The sequence below is a fragment of the Paenibacillus sp. JT22N1 genome (genome assembly GCF_059692155.1).
The window spans coordinates 186,221-203,771 of record NZ_JCAUAW010000008.1; the positions used below are offsets into that span (position 1 = coordinate 186,221).

Consider the following 17,551-nt stretch of genomic DNA (forward strand, 5'->3'; position numbering starts at 1 on the left):
TAAAAAGGCAAGTCGGATTTTTTCGTTTCAATTGTCCAATTCTTTCCCCTGCTTCTTTATACATCTTGAGGCTTAAAGGGAATTGCTGCTTTGTATTCCGATGGACTGCATCCGACATATTCCTTGAACACTTTCGAAAAGTAATGCTGGTCGTGAAAGCAGAGCGCATCCGATAATTCTTTGATTTTCATATCGGGATTTGTTTCCATAAGTCTTCTTGCTTCACGAATTTTCAAATCCAGATAGTGATGTACGAACGTGTTTTGAGAGTATTTTTTTACAATCCGGCTTATATAGGAAGAGCTTACATGAAATTTCGTGGAAAGATCACTCATGGACACCTGTGCATACAGGTTCGTTTTGAGATGCTCATCGATTTTCATAAACAACTCATTGCCGCTTTTTTTGTTAGAGGTCAGCAAAAAGTCGAAGCATTCGCCCGATAATGCAAGAAGTTCAGAGCAAAAAACGGCATAGCTTGATTGTTCAAATAGTTTCCTGGCTTGTACAAGCACCGCCCAGTTTTTCCATTCGGTATGCTGGTTTGCGGAGGTTTCGAATGCTCCTACAAGCCGGGATACAAAGCGTTCCAACTGGACGACGGGGAGGTCAGCCTGCTGCCATTTACTCAACTGCTCGGAGAGCTGCAGGAGAAAGCGGTCCTTCTGAAGTCTCTGTATCATGCCTGTATAGGTGTCGCCTAATCGGTTTATTTCCTCTTGGGAAGCTTGCTGTATGTGCAGAGGAAGGCTGACATCCAGTAGGACCGGCTTGGAGAAGTTTAATTGCTCCTTGAGTGTCTGTGAAATTTCCCTGTAAGACTCGGGGATCTTCTTGGGCACTACCGATCTGGAACTGCAAGCTATAGAGACATCAAGGCCCAGTGTAACAAAGCAATTGTGTATTATTTCCAGTATATTCAACTTGTAATTGTGGCCCTCAATGAAATAAGCATTCGTCAGGATAAGAAGCTGCAGGGGATCTTGAGTTGGAAAAAGCCAGAAGGGATGCCCCTCAAAAGCCTCCATGAGTCTTATCTTAATAATTTCCGAATTCCAGTCTTCCGAAAGTGGCGTAAAGATTTGCTTGCGAACCACCCATAACAACTTGGATTGCTCAAAGAAAGCCGGTTCCAGTCTCATAAGACGGCTGGAAGACTGATCCAGAATTCCATCGAATACTGAGCTTTCTGTATGGTGTTCCTCTTCGAGTTGGGCGACGACTCGTTCCATAACCTCCATCATTTGATTGCGTTCTACGGGCTTTAACAAGTAGTCGCATACCTGCAAATTAATGGCTTTTCGTGTGTACTCAAAATCGTTATACCCGCTGATGAGAACGACCTTCAGCTTGTCGTTTATTTTTTTGGCTTGATCGATCAGCGTAAGACCGTCCATCTTGGGCATTCTGATATCCGTAATGAGAATGTCGATTGCGTTATGCTGACAAATCTCCAGCGCTTCCTCGCCGTTCGTTGCGACGGCTGCGACTTGAATAGGAAGACCGGATGTTTGAATGAGCGCTTTGAGGTTCCGCAGAATCGGTTTGCTGTCCTCTGCAATGAGAGCTTGAAACATCGTTGTCCCTCCCGCATGAATCTAGTAAAAGTCTTTGGTTAACGAAGCAATAATTTGGATGGTAGCGCCCTGGCTGCCGGAATTGTTGTACAAATTGAAAAATAACCGGTTCCTGTACATAAGCTTGAGGCGATTTACGGTGTTCACTATCCCCATATTGCCAATTCCCGCTGCAAGACTCTCCTGCTCCTGGGAGTCGGGGTTCATGTCGTCGATATGGCTTAGAATTTCTTTGATCTTGGATTCCTCAAACCCCCCGCCGTTATCCGTGATTTCAATAGCCCACAGCCCGTTGTACAGCTTGGCCTTAATCTGGATTTTCCACGGAGGATCAGATCGATCGAAGGCGTGTTCGATGCAGTTCTCCACAAATGGTTGAATGACCAGGCGTGGCAGCAGTATGGATTCAAATGAATGATCGATGTCTATTTCCCACATGAGATCATCCTCGTATTGCTGCCCAATCAACGATAAGTAATGCTTGGTATGCTCGATTTCATCCAATAAAGTGACATGTTCATACGGAGAAGAAACGACATATCTCAGATTTTCAGACAAATGCTTGCACATTTCACTGACGACCTGTGTCTTGTTTTCTTGAGCCGCTATGCTGATCAAATAAAGCACATTATGAATAAAATGCGGAGCGATCTGCGCTTGCAGCGCCGAATTCCGAGCCATTGCCTCTTTGTGAACCGCCATCTTCTCTCTTTCGATCGATTCTTGCAGCCGGTCAAAAAGCTCGCGAAACGCTTCGTTCAACAGCAGCAGTTCATTGTTATACAGCCGGCTATCCATGTTCATACTCAAGTTGCTGTAGTTGATGCGAAGAATTTGACTGCGAAGCTTCCTGATCGGCAGCACTAGACTTTTGGACGTGAAATAGATGTACAAAAACGAGAATAACGTTAGTGAGACAATGATGATTATCGCAATATTCTTAACGGAGTTGACAGAACCAAGAACAGATTTGCTCGGTGTGATCACATATACTGTCCATCCTGTATACGTAGATTTCTGGAAGGCAACATAGTTGTCGGACATATCTTTATAAATACCGTTCGTGTTTGAAAGTATGTTATTGCTTCCGTCAGGTGTCTTGTATTCCGTGTCTGAGGACTTAATAACCGCCTCACCGTTGCCATCTGTTACAAATACGTTTCCGATGTTACCGGCGTCAGCCAAGGATTGTAAATCACGATTATCCATCTGAATGGACAGATAGCCGAAGACGGTGCCATTCACATCCACGATGGAACGTATAAAGGAGATTGGCTGGCCCTTGGGTGCATAGAGAATGTAGCTGCTGCTTTCCAATTTCCTTCTTGCCGTCTCGTCACTTAATACGGGCTCAAGCGAAGGCAAGTCCGTATATCCGATATAGGAAGCCAACTCATCGCCTTGAAGGCTGTAAATGATCATATCATGGATATTTAGGCTTGGGCCGACGGCTCGAAACATAATATCGCTAAGCACACGTTTTTGATTCAAATCATCAATCGTGTACGTTGACTTTTTGCTCAAGGACTCATACAAAAAAGAGAAAATATCCCGATTGGACAATACGCGCTGCGATAGCTGGTTTTGCATAGCGATGTAGCTGTCCAGTTGACTAGCAACTTTGGTGGCCGTCAAGAGAGTGTCCTGGATGGTCCTTTCTTTGAGCGGCTTGACGACCAGCACATTCACATAAATCAGAAAGCAGCCGAGAATGAAGATAAGCAGAATGAAAAAGGTTGCAAATAGCTTGGTCTGGAGGTTGATCTGCAGCGGCTTTTTGCCGATCAAGTTATTCACCTCGGCGCACCTTCCTTCCTGTAGTGTCATGAATATCCCTACTATAACACCGGAATGAAATCGTTAATACCCCCAAATTGGTTCATAATATTACACAGGAGGAGTCAACCACGAACATGTACTTTGCAGGAGTAGCGACCTATAATCGTAGTTGTAACCAGTTGCAACGGGTTTCATCAAACAAACATGATGGAGGGGTTCAGTTTGAAACAAATAAATAAAAGAATATTATTTAGTTCCCTTGCGCTTATGATAGCGCTCTCCCTGACAGGCTGTGGATCCAAAAGCAATCCAGATTCGGGCGGAAGCAGCACGCCAAGCAACACTGATAAAGCGGCTCCCTCGCAGTCGGCAAAAGTAACGATTGAATTTGCATTGGGGAAAAGCTCTGAGAACGCAGCTTATGCGAATAAAGAAATGCTGGCGGAGTTTGAAAAGCAGACGAATATTCACGTCAACATCCAGATGCTTCCTTCCGAGCAAATCTCCACGATCATGCAGACGAAGCTGGCTGTGGGAGAAGTGCCTGACCTGATTCTATATAACCTCGTCAGTGCTGAAAGAGAACTAAATCTGGATAAGAATTTTGAACAGCTAGATAATGAGCCGTGGGCTTCCAGATTGCTTAACAAGGATGTACTTTCTTCTAACGGGCATATTTACGCGTTTCACCTGAATCAGGACGCAGGGCAGCAGGGAATGGTTTACAACCAGGATATATTCAAGGAACTGGGATTGTCTATTCCAAAGAATTATACTGAACTGCTGGCTGTTAGTGACAAAATTAAAGCAAACGGTGTCACTCCGATCTTCATGCCTTTTAAAGATTCCTGGGCTACTAATATTTGGACCGCAGCCGCTTTGGCCGATTATGCGAAGAAAAACGATCCTAAATTGTGGGAAGATTTGAACGCGAATAAGCGCAAATGGACTGAAGTTCCCGCTTTTGAAACCGTTACGCAGCAGCAGCTGGACCTGTTTAAGAAAGGATATACGAACAAGGATGTATTAAGCGATAGCTATGACATGGCGGTTAATAAATTCCTGAAGAAGGAAGTTGCTATGATGGCTATGGGGGATTGGCTCATTAATGACGCCTATCAAAAAGATCCATCTATTCATCTTGGACTCTTTGCTATCCCGTATGCAGACGGAGCGGATTTGGGAATAAGCCCGCTGGGCGGCCAATTGTTCGTCCCTAAAAAAGCTAAGCATCTGGCAGAAACCAAGAAATTCCTTGATTACCTTGCCTCCCAAAGCGTAGGGCAAAAAATTGTAACAGCGAACAAATATATTTCCAATTTCAAAGATATCCAAACGCCGGAACTGCCTCCATATAAGCAGGCGATCGTTGATACCTATATGAAATCGAATAAAACGACGATGACAATGGACGCTTACCTTTCAGTCGACATCTCAGAGCTATGGAAAGGCTACCAAGACATGTATGCGGGCGGTAAGACTCCGAAAGACGTTTATGTTTCCTGGGATAAAAAATTCGCTCAGCTGATGAAAGACAAGAAAATGCCGGGCTTCTAAGCATAAGGTTTCAAAAGGTTTCGCCAAAAGGCAGAATGAAGCTTCAGGGCTTTATTCTGCCGAAGTTTTTTATGGAGCGTGATAACATGAGAATTACGAAACGTCTTTATTCTTACTATTTAATTTTGCCGGCTCTTCTTCTCTATTTGGTTTTTTATGTGCTGCCTACGGTTATTGGTTTGTTTTATTCCTTTACGGATTGGCGGTTGGACACGGAAGAGATCCACTTCAACGGGCTGTATAACTTTGAACGTATTTTCACGGACGAGACGCTGCTTCTGGCCATCAAGAATACGATTATCTTCGCTATTGTAACCGTCATTGGCAAAAATGTGCTGGCAATCCTTCTTGCAGTTGCGCTGAATATGAATTTAAAAACCAAAAATTGGCTAAGAGCCATATTTTACACACCTTCCATTATAAGCGTACTGGTCATCAGTCTCTTGTTCATCCCTATGCTTCGTTCGGAGGGCTTAATTAATCAAATCCTTGATACCGTAGGGTTGGGTGTTCTGAAGCAAGTTTGGCTGACGGATCCCTCCGTTATTATGCTGACGATTAGCGGACTAGCGATCTGGCAATTTACCGGATTTCAAATGGCTATTTATTTGGCAGGGCTGCAATCCATCTCGAAAGATTATTACGAAGCGGCCAGAATCGACGGAGCGGGAGGCTGGAAGAGCTTCCTTCACATTACGCTCCCGTTGCTGTGGCCTGCTATCAATATCAATGTCATGCTGACCTTGATCGGCGGCTTGAAGGTGTTCTCCGAGGTGTTCGTTCTGACAGGAGGAGGTCCCGGGAATTCTTCTCAGGTCATTGGGACCATGATTTTAAAAGCATTCGGTGAAGGCAACTGGGGGCTTGGAACGGCCGTGAATACCGTACTGTTTATAGCCGTAACTCTCATTTCCATTCCGCTGCTCATGTATATGCGTCGCAAGGAGGTACAGGAATAATGATTTCATTGCGTAAAACTGACTGGAAGGCGTTAGTTGTGGAAGCTCTCATGCTGATCCTTGCGCTCGCTATAATAGCTCCATTGCTCATTATGCTGTTAGGTTCCTTTAAAACAAGCTCAGAGGTATTGGATTTCTCATTAAAGCTGCCTCGTAAATGGATGTTTTCCAATTACAAGGAAGTAATTGAACAGGGAGGGCTGCTTCGTGCTTTCTGGAATGGCATCCTGATTTCCGGTGTATCTTCCGTGTTGAACATTATCACGACTTCTGCAGCTGCTTTTATTATTGTGCGCCGGGATACAAAGCTTTCCAATCTGATCTATCTGTTTTTCTTTATGGGGCTAATTGCTCCGGTCTCGATTATTACGACGATTCGTGTTGTCCAATGGTTGGGCCTTTACGGCACCATTACGAGCGCAATTTTTATTTATGCGGCGATGAACAGCGCTTTTAGCGTTTTTCTATACACAGGTTTCATGAGGTCGATACCAAGAGCGCTGGATGAGGTAGCTTTTCTGGAAGGCGCCAATATGTTCGACGTATTTTTAAAAGTGATTTTCCCGTTAATTATTCCGGTAAATGCCACTGTGGCGATTATGGTATTTATGTCTGTCTGGAACGACATTACGATCCCGATTTATTTCTTGACGGATAGCTCCAATTGGACGATGCCTTTATCCGTATATAACTTTTACGGTAAATTCAGCAGGGACTGGAATCTCGTATTCGCCGACTTGACGCTGACCTCATTACCTGTACTTGTCTTATATCTAATGGCGCAGAAATATATCGTCAGCGGCTTAACGGCCGGAGCCGTCAAAGGTTAAGGAAAGGATGTCATTTCAGAGATGAGGGCTCCTTATATTTCAGCCACTGTTCTTTCAACGGCAAAAAATTTTATCATGACTAGCGATTCAACCTTTACGCACTCATACAGAACTTACATCAAGCCGAGGGAATACGGAAAGCTGAAGATGAAATTCTGGTGCAGCAATAACGTGGACTCCACATGGGCGGACGGGTCAGTTTCCAGGGCAAATCTGCAAGGGGGTTCATGGAGAATTGAGGCGGCTTACATAGCTGACGGCGGAAAGTTTCCTGATGGAAGTGTCGTTTCGGGCACTCAGGTTCCGATAACTTACGATTCTTCGTTCTCCAAGCTCGTCCAACCAAGGGAGTCATTCTGGAGTGATGCCGTAACTTTAGCTATCCCGGAAGGAAATTATTTGGCTTTTACATGGACGATTACGTCTATGGCTGCGGGCCACAGCTTTCCCTTTAATACGGAGGGCTTGCTGGTGTCTGCCTATGATGCGCCGGGACATGTTGCTTTTCAAGCGTCACCCGATTTATACCATAAGTCTGTAAACTGCCTGGTGCTGCCGGATTTTATAGGCTATGAGTGTGCCTGTGCGAAACGCATTGCTTTTCTGGGAGATTCAATTACCCAAGGCGTACGGACCCGTCTGGATGCTTATGAATACTGGGCTGCACGCATTGCGGAGGGGCTCGCGAATTCAGCTAGCGTCTGGAACATCGGTTCAGGATGGGCGAGAGCGTATGACGCTGCAAGCGACGGAGCCTGGCTGTACAAGGCCAAGCAAAGCGATGAAGTCGTCATTGCATTGGGAGTTAACGATATTGGTACTGCAGACCGAAGAGCGGCTCAAGTACTGGACGATCTGCAAACCATTGTCGACAAGCTTAAGAAGGACGATGCTGCAAAGACAGTTATCCTGTGTACAGTTCCTACATTTAATTTCACCGATTCGCAGGAATTAGCCTGGAGACAGGTCAATGACTCAATACGCCAACATGCCATCCTTGGTGCCGATCACGTGTTTGATATAGCAGAGGTGCTTTCCCAAGCAGCACCAAACGATAATCTGCTAAAGCCTGCCTACATGGCCTCAAGTTTGGACCCGCATCCTAACGGGGAGGCGGGCTTAGCTATAGCCGATGCTTTCCTGTCATGGTATGGGAACAATTGCGATCTAAAGGAGGTTTGATATGAATAAATTTGGGGTTTCATCCATATTGTTTCAAGGTGATTCGATTACCGACGGTAATCGCGGAAGAAACGATGACTTGAATCATATCTTGGGTCACGGGTATGTGTTTCTGCTTGCTGCGGAGCTGGGCTTGCAGGCAGCCAGACAAGCGCCGCATATTGTTAATCGCGGCTGCAGCGGGAACCGCATCGCCGATTTGTACGGACGCTGGGAGGAGGATGCGCTTTCGCTGCATCCTGATCTTATCAGTCTTTTAATCGGGGTCAACGATGTTCATGCATGCGTGAACGGGATGCAGGATTTGGTTCAGGACAGGTTTGTGCGAACGTATCGCAGATTGATTGAGGATACGCAGGAGCTTCTGCCCTCATCAGCGATTGTGATCTGCGAGCCGTTTCTGCTTCCAGCAGGTCATGTGGGGCAAGATTGGCAAGCATGGCATTCCGAAATGAGTCGGAAACAGGAGCAGATTCGGAAGCTTACGGATGAATACAGCCTAGACTATATCGATTTGCAGATAAGCTTTACTGACGCCTGCGAGCTGGCGCCCGCGGCTTATTGGCTTTGGGACGGGATTCACCCGACACCGGCTGGCCATGCCTTAATAAAAAATCGTTGGATGGACTTTTATAGCAAACGATTCATGTCTGATAGTGGGATATCAGGAGGAGGTTAAGCGAGTGAGTGAAAAAGAATTGAAGCTTTGGTACGAGCAACCGGCGGAACAGTGGGAAGAGGCGCTTCCGATCGGTAACGGGCGATTGGGTGGCATGGTGTTCGGCGGACAAACTGTGGATCGAATTGAATTAAACGAAGATACGCTGTGGTCAGGGACTCCGCATGACGCTCAGCGGCCGCGGCCATTTCCGAGCCTGTCCAAAGTCAGAAGTCTCATTGATCTAGGCAGTTATCAAGAAGCAGAGCAGTTGATCCACCAAGAAGCGTTGAGCTCCTATGCGCAGTCGTACTTGCCTCTAGGAAACCTGATCATCAATCGCAAATATCTGGGAGAGATTTCGGCATATAAGAGGGAGCTGTCGCTGGATAACGCCATTACACAAGTGCACATGTCCAGCGGTGAGCGGAGCTTGTTGCAGACGGCATTTTGCAGTAGCCCAGATCATGTGATGGTTGTTCGGCTCGAAGCGGATCAGCAGGAGCTGATTTTTACAGCCTCGCTGCAGGGCATGCTGCAGGGAGAAGTGATCAGGCTGACGGACAACCATCTGGTGTACAAGGGGCAATGCCCCAGTCACGTGGAGCCGAACTACAGGAGTATCGGAGTGGAGTCTCCTATTCTCTACGACGAACGGCCGAGCATTGAGTTTGAGCTGCATCTGGCAGTGCTTGCCGATGAAGGTGAGGTTTCGGTTACCCATCAAGGGGAGCTTACGGTGCAGGGGGCGCAGAACGCAGTTCTGCTGATCACTGCTGCAACGACGTATCCGTCAGTTGAGGACCCGAACCGGCAGCAGAAGCTAAGAGACACCTGCCTCAGCAGAATTGAAGCGGCAAGCTCCAGAGGATATGCCCAGCTGCTTGAGCGGCATATAGAAGATTACCAACACTTGTTTCATAGAGTGGAACTAAAGCTTGGCGGCTCAGAGCAGTCTGAATTACCGACAGACAAGCGATTGGAAAGATTTCGCACAGGCGCAGATGACCATGGATTGGTGGAGTTGTTCTTTCAATTCGGCAGATATTTATTGATCGCTTCCTCAAGACCGGGCTCCCAGCCGGCAAATCTGCAAGGCATCTGGAATCGGGAGCTCCGACCGCCGTGGTCATCCAATTTTACGACCAATATTAACGTTCAAATGAATTACTGGCTTGCTGAAACTTGTAATTTGAGCGAGTGCCATGAACCTCTGCTGAAGATGATCGGAGAATTGGCCCTTACAGGAGCGGCTACTGCATCGGAAACATTTGGCTGCCGCGGTTGGGCTGCTAATCATAATACGGATATTTGGAAGCTATCCAATCCGGTTGGCGAGCAGGACGGAGGCATCCATTGGGCTTTTTGGCCGATGTCGGGAGCTTGGCTTTGCAGGCATCTATGGGAGCATTATGTTTTTAGCCAAGATACTTCCTATTTACGCAACGAGGCTTATCCCTTGATGAAAGGAGCCGCAATGTTTGCGCTTGACTGGCTAGTGGAGGACGCCTCAGGATTTCTGGTTACGAATCCGTCCACCTCGCCGGAAAATCAATTTATTTCGTCCAATGGCTATGTCTCGGCTGTCAGCAAAGCGGCAACGATGGATCTCATGCTCATCTGGGATTTATTCAATAATTGTATGCAGGCCTGCGAAGTATTGGAGGTTGATCAAGACTTCCAATCTGCGCTGAGCCAGGCAAGGGAACGGCTTTATCCGCTACAGGTTGGGCGGTATGGACAACTCCAGGAGTGGATAGAAGATTTCATGGAAAATGAACCGAGGCATCGGCATATGTCTCATTTGTACGGATTTTACCCGGGGAATCAAATTTTGCTTCATAAGCATCCTCAGTTGGCGGAAGCGGTGCGGACCTCACTTCGGAGAAGACTGGAGCAAGGTGGCGGGCACACGGGCTGGAGCTGTGCCTGGATCATTAATTTGTTCGCGAGGCTGGAAGAAGGCGAATCATCTTATCGCTATGTACGACAGCTGCTGGAGACATCCGTTTACCCGAATCTATTCGATGCGCATCCTCCTTTTCAAATTGACGGCAACTTTGGCGGGACGGCTGGTATCGCCGAGATGCTGCTTCAAAGTCATGCCGATGAACTTAGCCTACTTCCCGCATTACCCACACCGTGGGCTGACGGGTTCGTGAAAGGCTTGCTGGCCAGAGGTGGATTCGAGGTTGAGATCCGGTGGGAGCAGGGGGAATGGACAGAAGTGAGCCTGCGGTCCCGACACGGAGGTTTATGCAGAGTAAGAAGCAAGCAGCCCGTTGATACCGTTGTGTCGGATGGCGTTATCATCGATTGTCGTAGGATTGATGCTGATAGGATTGAATTCGATACGGATGAGGGCGGTATCTACGTTTTGCGGTCGTTTGGGGCGAAGCGTTAACGATGCCAGATAGTAATTAGGCGTTCACTCTATTGGGTGAACGTTTATTATTTTTGGCGTTATGGAGGACGCAGTGTGTTCGTCGGGCAGAGCTAACGGGAGGTTAGTTTAACGAATACTTTCCCTTTAATTTATGAAATGCATCATTTACTATGGAATTAATAATAGCCTCTCATGAAAGGACGGCTTGGGATGATTACAAAAGAATGCCTAATCAACGAAATTCAATATCCAAGTGGGATCAAAAGTAGTGGGTTACTATGCTATTCACAATAACGAACTTCTTACCCAATTCTACATCAGGCGCCCCTACCAAATGTACTCGCAGAAGATGTTTAGCCAAGTGCTTGAACGTAATAATACAGTGAACTCTCTTTTCGTTCCGACCTGCGATGAACTATTCGTAAGCCTAGCGGTAGATAAGGACTTCACGATCAACAAACAAGCTTACTTTTTCCAAGACAATCAAGCAGACATAATAGAGAGTAATGTTTCAGGTGATGAATCATTTCGCCCTGCTAATTTAGAAGATCTGCAGCAAATACAACAAATCTGTGGAGATTTTCTTGACCAATACGAACGGCGGATTGTTAGTGGAGAACTTTTCACCTACTATAGAGGTGCTGTACTGCTTGGAATCGGAGTAGTTGAGAAGTCTAAAATGTTCAAAGGGTTAGCAAGCATTGGTATGTTAACTAATGAGGCATATAGAAAGCAAGGAATTGGGAGAGTCATCATTTTACAATTAAGGAATTGGTGTGATAAGCAGGAAATTAAGCCCATAAGTGGATGTTGGTACTATAACGAAGCTTCTAAGAGGACTCTGGAGAGTGCGGGAATGGTCACTAAAACCAGACTATTGAAAATCAAAGTAACTTAAGAATGACTGATTTATAAGCATTCGGAAATAGGAGAGCGGAGATAGTTATGAGTAAATATGTTATTGGAATTGATCTTGGTGGAACGAATATTAAGTCCGCAATTTTCAACACGGAGTTTCAAAGCATTCACGAAAGAAGTGACCCCACGGAAGCAGCAAAAGGACCTAGTCATGTATTAAACAAGATTAAAGAAATTGTTCAAGAGATGATGTCGTTCGTAGGAATCAATCAAACATCTATTAAGTGCATGGGTATGGGAATCCCTGGTTTACTTGATCCAGATGAAGGTCTATCCATATTTTCACCAAATTTTCCAGATTGGGAAAACATTCATGTTGTGAATCAAATGAAAAACAATTTTGACTTTCCTGTTTTTATCGACAATGATGTGCGGGTAAATATGTATGGTGAATGGCTGTTTGGTGCAGGCATCGGTTACAAAAACTTGGTATTGATCACGTTAGGTACCGGTCTAGGATCTGGTATTGTAAATGATGGAAAGGTTTTCTACGGTACAACATCTAGCGCGGGCGAAATTGGGCATATGAATATGTTCCGGGAAGGTCGCCCTTGTCGTTGTGGAAGCTCAGGCTGTCTTGGAAGATACGCGTCTGCGATAGGAATGGTTAAAACCTTTACAGACAAGCTTGAGGAAGGTCGGTCAAGTACCGTATTGCAATGGGTGGGAGACGATCGGACGGCAATTACTGCCCAGATGATTTCAGAGGCATACGATCTGGGAGATTCACTTGCAATTGAGGTGATGCATGAAACAGGAAAGATTCTTGGATTTGGTCTTTCGAATGTAATCAACTTATTAAATCCAGAAGTAATTATAGTTGGTGGTGGAATGTCGGCAGCTGGTGATCGCTTGCTAAATTCAGTACGCGATACCGCCCGAAATCATGCTTTAAAGCTTTCTTCCCATGCTTGTAAGATAGAACAAGCGAAATTAGGTGGAAAAGCTGGTATGATCGGGGCGGCTGCATATGCGAACAGTAAGATGCCTTCATAATCTAACCTATATTAGTGAAGTAAGCTTTGTTAGAAATTTTCCAACACAATCTTTCCTATCGACCTACCTGCTTCCATTTTTTCATGTACGGCACGTAGGTTTTTTGCATTAATTGGTTCTAGGCGTTCATTTAAAGTGGTTGTTAACTTACCCTTATCGATTAAGTCAGCCAGTTCATTCAGTAGCTCGTGTTGTTTGATGATATCTTTGGTGTGGAACATTGATCTGGTAAACATGAGCTCCCATACAAACGTGACACTTTTAGAGAAAAGCAGATCCATATCCAAGCTTCCCGCCCAAGAAGCCTTATCTGCAGGAACGATTGAACATATCTTACCTTGGGGGGCTATGACCTCTGCCATATTCGCAAAATGCTGCACCGTGTCATTTAAGCAAAATATATAATCCACGGTTTCAAATCCAATATTCTTGAGTTGCGACGCAAAATGGCTATTGTGGTTGATTGTAAAATCTGCCCCTTGATTTTTGGTCCACTGGATTGACTCTGGACGTGAAGCAGTACCTATTACAGTTAGACCTGCAAATTTGGCAAGTTGAGTAGCAATCGACCCTACTCCTCCTGCTGCACCGATAATGAGTATGCTTTTATCTTTGTTTTCTTCTACGCTATGATGAATTCCTAAACGATCAAACAAACCCTCCCAGGCAGTAATCGAGGTAAGCGGTAAAGCGGCTGCTTGTGCAAAATCCAAACTCTTCGGTTTGTTTCCCACGATTTGTTCATCTACCAAGTGAAATTCACTGTTACACCCTGGGCGAGCCACACTCCCCGCATAATATATCTCATCTCCAGGTTTAAACAACTGACATTCAGGTCCAACCTGTTCCACGATACCAGCTACATCCCAACCTAGAATTTTGGGTGATTCTTCTTCATAGTTGTTTTTCTCTCGCACACCCAAGTCGGCAGGGTTGACAGAGATGGCTTTTACTTTAACCAGTAGATCGCGTCCTGTAGGAACCGGTTTTTCAATATACAGATCAACAAGGCTCTCCGGATCGGATATAGGGAGATACCGGTAAGCGCCGACTGCTTTCATTTTTTGGTGATTACTCATATTTTCTTCTTCCTTTCAAGTTGGTATATCGTACGTTTGAATTATATGTTGTATACTTACTTTTAGGAAGTAGGCATAATTTTATTATATAGTATTAAAAATCATACCATTGGAGGGAGATAGCGTAATGGGAGATCGCAGAAACAAATACGGTGCTAGTCCAAACATGGCAGGATGTCCTGTAGAGACAACTCTGGATGTCATCGGGGGGAAATGGAAAGGGATCATTCTCTATCATCTCATTGACGGAACGAAAAGATTTAATGAATTTCGACGTCTCAATCCGGGTATTACACAGTTTATGCTTACACTGCAGTTACGGGAGCTTGAACGGGATGGGATCATTCATAGAGAAGTTTATAAAGAAGTACCGCCCAGAGTGGAATACTCACTTACTGATTTTGGAAAGACGTTAGTACCGATCATAGTATCTATGAAAGAATGGGGGGAGATTTATAAAATCAGACTTAACGAAATTAGAACGCCACTAGGGGAAGAGGTTTGAATGGTCAAAAGGGGAAAGGTTAACTTATCATGCTGAAACCCACAGTTTTTTTTGGAATGTCAAATTATTGCCATTGCTATCATTAGTCTGTAGAATGTTTAGTAAATATCTGTTTATTTAAATGGCGAAAGTGTGTGATAGCATGGTAACGATAAAGGATATCGCGAATAAAGCGCAAGTTTCAAGTGCCACAGTTTCACGCGTTCTAAATAACGACATGACTTTGCAAGTTGCTGAGGAAACTAGGCAGCGAATTATTGAAGTTGCCAAGCAACTGGACTATAAAAAAACGAAATCACGCGCAAATAAGAACCTTGAAGTAGAAGCTGAAAAAAAACAAATCATCGGATTAGTTATCTGGGGCTCGGAACAGTTGGAGTCCTCAGATCCGTATTTCATGTTTATTCGTCAAGGAATCGGTAAAGAATGTGCAAAGCAAGGTATTACCGTTAACAAGGTGATGTTCATGGATGACTTCGATATGAATATCGCAGAGGAATTGGATGGCTTAATCGTCATCGGCAAAGTGCATATAGATTTGCTAAGACAATCGACTCAGATACCGCATATAGTTTCGATAGATTATGTGTTAGATGACGAATACGACTCCGTTATGTTCGATCTGCGAAAAGCGACTAGACATGCTATGGATCACCTTTTTCAGCTTGGTCACCAAAGAATCGGATACATTGGCGGAATCAGTTATATTCGCACGCTAGAGGGCAAAGTTCATAACATTGATGTACGTCAAAAAGAATACGAAGCGATCATGCGGGAAAAAGGATGGTTCGAACCCGCCCACCTGTTTGTGGACGACTGGCGCACAGAGCAGGGCTACCTTTTGATGAAGCAAGCATTAGAATTGGATGATCTGCCAACTGCTTTTTTGATTGGCAGTGATCCAATGGCTATAGCCGCGCTCAAAGCATTGCAGGAATCTGATATTAAAGTGCCGGGCGAGATTGCCATCGTAAGCTTCGATGACATTCCCCTAGCTTCGTTCGTTTCCCCTCCTCTTACAACCGTAAGAGTGCTTACGGAAGATATGGGGGTAACGGCTGTGAAGCTGTTGGTTGACCGTTTCAACGGCCGTGATGTTCCTCTCCATGTGACCATTCCAACAAAACTTATCATACGTGAAAGTTGTGGAACAAAAATTGAATAGAAAAGAATCAAGAAGCCGTTCACTCAGATCTGTAAAGATTTGAGGGATGGCTTTTTTTAATTGAAATTTACTGAATACTGAATAAAAAACAATTGAGAAAGTATCATTTAAATGCTAAAATCGAGTAAACATTTAGTAAATATATTTATTTTGTGATGGAGGAACCAACATGAAAGATGAAGCTTTGAACAATTGCACGTTACAGGTAGGTACTTACCATTTTCAATTATCGGGCTGCAACGAGCAGTTTCGCGGCTCGATGACTCGGGCGAACGTTCAGGAAGGTGTAGAACTTATTCACATCAAGTTGGAAGGGGAGAACCTACAACAACCGCCTACGATCGAGTTAATTTGGCACCATCCAGGCATAGATATTCAGGGCAGTTGGTACCCTAGCGCATATCGTTCCAAGAGACTTCGTGTGGATTGGGAAGAAGGAGTCGTTTCTAAATCAACGTATTCGGCGCCAGTCTTTAGCTTATTTAACATACAGGGCAGCAACCGACTCACTTTCGCTTTCTCTGATGCGCTCAATTCCGTAGCCTTGTCAGCAGGTGTCAATGAGGAGACAGCCACTTTTCGCTGCGGGGTCAAGTTATTTGTTGAACCTAGTGCACCAATGTCTGTTTACGAAGCGACTTTGCGCTTGGACACGAGAGAGATGGCGTATTATGAATGCTTGGATGATGTTCAAAAGTGGTGGGTTTCTCTTCCCGGTTATACGCCTGCTATTGTACCTGAATCAGCTAAACTTCCCATGTATTCAACGTGGTACAGCTTCCATCAGCAACTTACTTCGGAAGGGATAGAGCAAGAGTGTAAGCTAGCCAAACAATTAGGTTGCGAAGCCGTCATTGTTGACGATGGCTGGCAAACGTCTGATAACACGCGTGGCTATGCCTATTGCGGAGACTGGGAAGTTTGTGAAGAGAAAATTCCCGATATGAAAGCTCATGTTGAATGTGTACATCAAATGGGTTTGAAATATCTGTTATGGTATTCGGTTCCTTTTGTTGGATTCAGGAGTAAGAATTGGGATCGCTTTAAAGACAAATTGCTAAAGGCGATTGACAGCTTGCAAACAGGCGTGCTGGATCCGCGGTATCCTGATGTACGAGAATTTATTATTAACTTGTATGAAACAGCGTTGGTGGAGTGGGATCTTGATGGCTTTAAGCTTGATTTTGTAGATAGCTTCGTTGGAACGGAAGAGACGATTTATAAGGAAGATAGCTCGATGGATTACATCTCAATTCCTGAGGCTGTAGACTGCTTAATGAGCAATATCATCGACAGGTTGAGACTCATAAAGCCTGATGTCATGATCGAATTCCGTCAAAATTATATCGGCCCCTTAATGAGAAAATACGGGAACATGTTTAGGGCAACGGATTGTCCGAATGATGCGATCGAAAATAGAATCAGAACGCTCGATGTCCGGTTAATTAGCGGAGATACGGTTGTTCATTCCGATATGGTGATGTGGCATCCGCAAGAACCAGTTGAAAGCTCTGCGCTGCAGATCGTTAACACGCTATTTTCCGTTCCGCAAATTTCTGTTCTGTTGGATCGCCTACCGGAAGAACATCTTCAAATGGTGCGTTATTGGCTATCTTTTTGGAGAGAGCATCGCGATGTGTTGTTAGACGGCCAGTTGAAACCTCAGCATCCAGACTTTCTCTATCCATTAGTCATCGCTGATAACGGGCATAAAAGGATTGTTTGCGCCTATGGCGATGTAACTGTCAAACCAGGTCGCAATCATCCCGAGCTTGTTCTGTTCGTGAACGGAACGTTGAATTCGCGTATCTATGTGGAGATTGAAGAGGATTGGGGCGCAAAATGGGTAGAGGTTCGAGATTGTAAGGGGCAATTGATTTCTAAGGAACGTTTGGAACTGAAAGCTGGCATTCATCGTTGGGATATTCCCCCTTGCGGTGTGGCAACGGTTTACGAATAG

At 45.0% G+C, this 17,551-nt stretch carries 13 protein-coding genes and 1 pseudogene; 11 read left to right on the forward strand and 3 right to left on the reverse strand.

The annotated features are described in order from the left end of the window. Positions 1-56: 56 nt before the first annotated feature. A complete protein-coding gene (locus AC58UU_RS17320) occupies positions 57-1,577 on the reverse strand; it encodes a response regulator (RefSeq protein WP_497317633.1) in 1,521 nt (506 codons plus the stop codon). A gap of 21 nt (positions 1,578-1,598) precedes the next feature. Then, positions 1,599-3,404, reverse strand: a complete 1,806-nt coding sequence (locus AC58UU_RS17325) for a sensor histidine kinase (protein WP_497317635.1) — start codon at positions 3,402-3,404, stop codon at positions 1,599-1,601. Positions 3,405-3,623: 219 nt separating this feature from the next. Between AC58UU_RS17325 and AC58UU_RS17330 the strand changes: the two genes are divergently transcribed. The 8 genes and pseudogenes from AC58UU_RS17330 (at position 3,624) to AC58UU_RS17365 (ending at position 12,842) form a co-directional block, all read left to right on the forward strand. Beyond that, positions 3,624-4,913: an ABC transporter substrate-binding protein gene (locus tag AC58UU_RS17330; RefSeq protein ID WP_497317839.1), complete on the forward strand. Its 1,290-nt coding sequence runs from the start codon at positions 3,624-3,626 to the stop codon at positions 4,911-4,913. Positions 4,914-4,999: 86 nt separating this feature from the next. Further along, positions 5,000-5,872: a carbohydrate ABC transporter permease gene (locus AC58UU_RS17335; RefSeq protein WP_497317637.1), complete on the forward strand. Its 873-nt coding sequence runs from the start codon at positions 5,000-5,002 to the stop codon at positions 5,870-5,872. Continuing rightward, positions 5,872-6,702 (forward strand): carbohydrate ABC transporter permease, encoded by an 831-nt coding sequence (locus tag AC58UU_RS17340; RefSeq protein ID WP_497317639.1) that lies wholly within the window; start codon positions 5,872-5,874, stop codon positions 6,700-6,702. Before AC58UU_RS17335 ends, AC58UU_RS17340 begins: the two co-directional genes overlap by 1 nt. A gap of 75 nt (positions 6,703-6,777) precedes the next feature. After that, positions 6,778-7,884, forward strand: a complete 1,107-nt coding sequence (locus AC58UU_RS17345; RefSeq protein WP_497317641.1) for an SGNH/GDSL hydrolase family protein — start codon at positions 6,778-6,780, stop codon at positions 7,882-7,884. A gap of 1 nt (position 7,885) precedes the next feature. After that, positions 7,886-8,563: an SGNH/GDSL hydrolase family protein gene (locus AC58UU_RS17350; protein WP_497317643.1), complete on the forward strand. Its 678-nt coding sequence runs from the start codon at positions 7,886-7,888 to the stop codon at positions 8,561-8,563. A 4-nt stretch (positions 8,564-8,567) separates the two neighbouring features. Next, positions 8,568-10,946: a glycoside hydrolase family 95 protein gene (locus AC58UU_RS17355; RefSeq protein WP_497317645.1), complete on the forward strand. Its 2,379-nt coding sequence runs from the start codon at positions 8,568-8,570 to the stop codon at positions 10,944-10,946. Positions 10,947-11,172: 226 nt separating this feature from the next. Next, a pseudogene (locus AC58UU_RS17360) lies at positions 11,173-11,826 on the forward strand (GNAT family N-acetyltransferase); the annotation flags it as partial. Between the two features lie 47 nt (positions 11,827-11,873). Further along, positions 11,874-12,842, forward strand: a complete 969-nt coding sequence (locus tag AC58UU_RS17365; protein ID WP_497317647.1) for an ROK family protein — start codon at positions 11,874-11,876, stop codon at positions 12,840-12,842. 29 nt (positions 12,843-12,871) lie between these two features. Here the strand turns inward: AC58UU_RS17365 and AC58UU_RS17370 are convergent, their stop codons facing one another. After that, positions 12,872-13,921 carry a zinc-binding alcohol dehydrogenase family protein gene (locus AC58UU_RS17370; protein WP_497317649.1) on the reverse strand — a complete coding sequence of 350 codons (1,050 nt, stop codon included), beginning with the start codon at positions 13,919-13,921 and terminating at the stop codon, positions 12,872-12,874. Positions 13,922-14,048: 127 nt separating this feature from the next. Between AC58UU_RS17370 and AC58UU_RS17375 the strand changes: the two genes are divergently transcribed. The 3 genes from AC58UU_RS17375 to AC58UU_RS17385 all read left to right on the forward strand — a co-directional run bounded on the left by AC58UU_RS17375 (position 14,049) and on the right by AC58UU_RS17385 (position 17,551). Continuing rightward, complete coding sequence (locus AC58UU_RS17375; RefSeq protein ID WP_497317651.1) at positions 14,049-14,426, forward strand: winged helix-turn-helix transcriptional regulator; 378 nt, start codon at positions 14,049-14,051, stop codon at positions 14,424-14,426. Between the two features lie 142 nt (positions 14,427-14,568). Continuing rightward, positions 14,569-15,591, forward strand: coding sequence for a LacI family DNA-binding transcriptional regulator (locus tag AC58UU_RS17380; protein WP_497317652.1), 1,023 nt, complete (start codon positions 14,569-14,571; stop codon positions 15,589-15,591). 169 nt (positions 15,592-15,760) lie between these two features. After that, on the forward strand, positions 15,761-17,551 hold the full coding sequence (locus AC58UU_RS17385; protein WP_497317654.1) for a glycoside hydrolase family 36 protein: 1,791 nt from the start codon (positions 15,761-15,763) through the stop codon (positions 17,549-17,551).

Coding starts and splice junctions, on each gene's coding strand:
- AC58UU_RS17340 (WP_497317639.1), top strand. CDS start 5,872: ATGATTTCATTGCGTAAAACTGACTGGAAGGCGTTAGTTGTGGAAGCT.
- AC58UU_RS17345 (WP_497317641.1), top strand. CDS start 6,778: ATGACTAGCGATTCAACCTTTACGCACTCATACAGAACTTACATCAAG.
- AC58UU_RS17350 (WP_497317643.1), top strand. CDS start 7,886: ATGAATAAATTTGGGGTTTCATCCATATTGTTTCAAGGTGATTCGATT.
- AC58UU_RS17380 (WP_497317652.1), top strand. CDS start 14,569: ATGGTAACGATAAAGGATATCGCGAATAAAGCGCAAGTTTCAAGTGCC.
- AC58UU_RS17320 (WP_497317633.1), bottom strand. CDS start 1,577: ATGTTTCAAGCTCTCATTGCAGAGGACAGCAAACCGATTCTGCGGAAC.
- AC58UU_RS17370 (WP_497317649.1), bottom strand. CDS start 13,921: ATGAGTAATCACCAAAAAATGAAAGCAGTCGGCGCTTACCGGTATCTC.
- AC58UU_RS17375 (WP_497317651.1), top strand. CDS start 14,049: ATGGGAGATCGCAGAAACAAATACGGTGCTAGTCCAAACATGGCAGGA.
- AC58UU_RS17325 (WP_497317635.1), bottom strand. CDS start 3,404: ATGACACTACAGGAAGGAAGGTGCGCCGAGGTGAATAACTTGATCGGC.
- AC58UU_RS17385 (WP_497317654.1), top strand. CDS start 15,761: ATGAAAGATGAAGCTTTGAACAATTGCACGTTACAGGTAGGTACTTAC.
- AC58UU_RS17330 (WP_497317839.1), top strand. CDS start 3,624: ATGATAGCGCTCTCCCTGACAGGCTGTGGATCCAAAAGCAATCCAGAT.
- AC58UU_RS17335 (WP_497317637.1), top strand. CDS start 5,000: ATGAGAATTACGAAACGTCTTTATTCTTACTATTTAATTTTGCCGGCT.
- AC58UU_RS17365 (WP_497317647.1), top strand. CDS start 11,874: ATGAGTAAATATGTTATTGGAATTGATCTTGGTGGAACGAATATTAAG.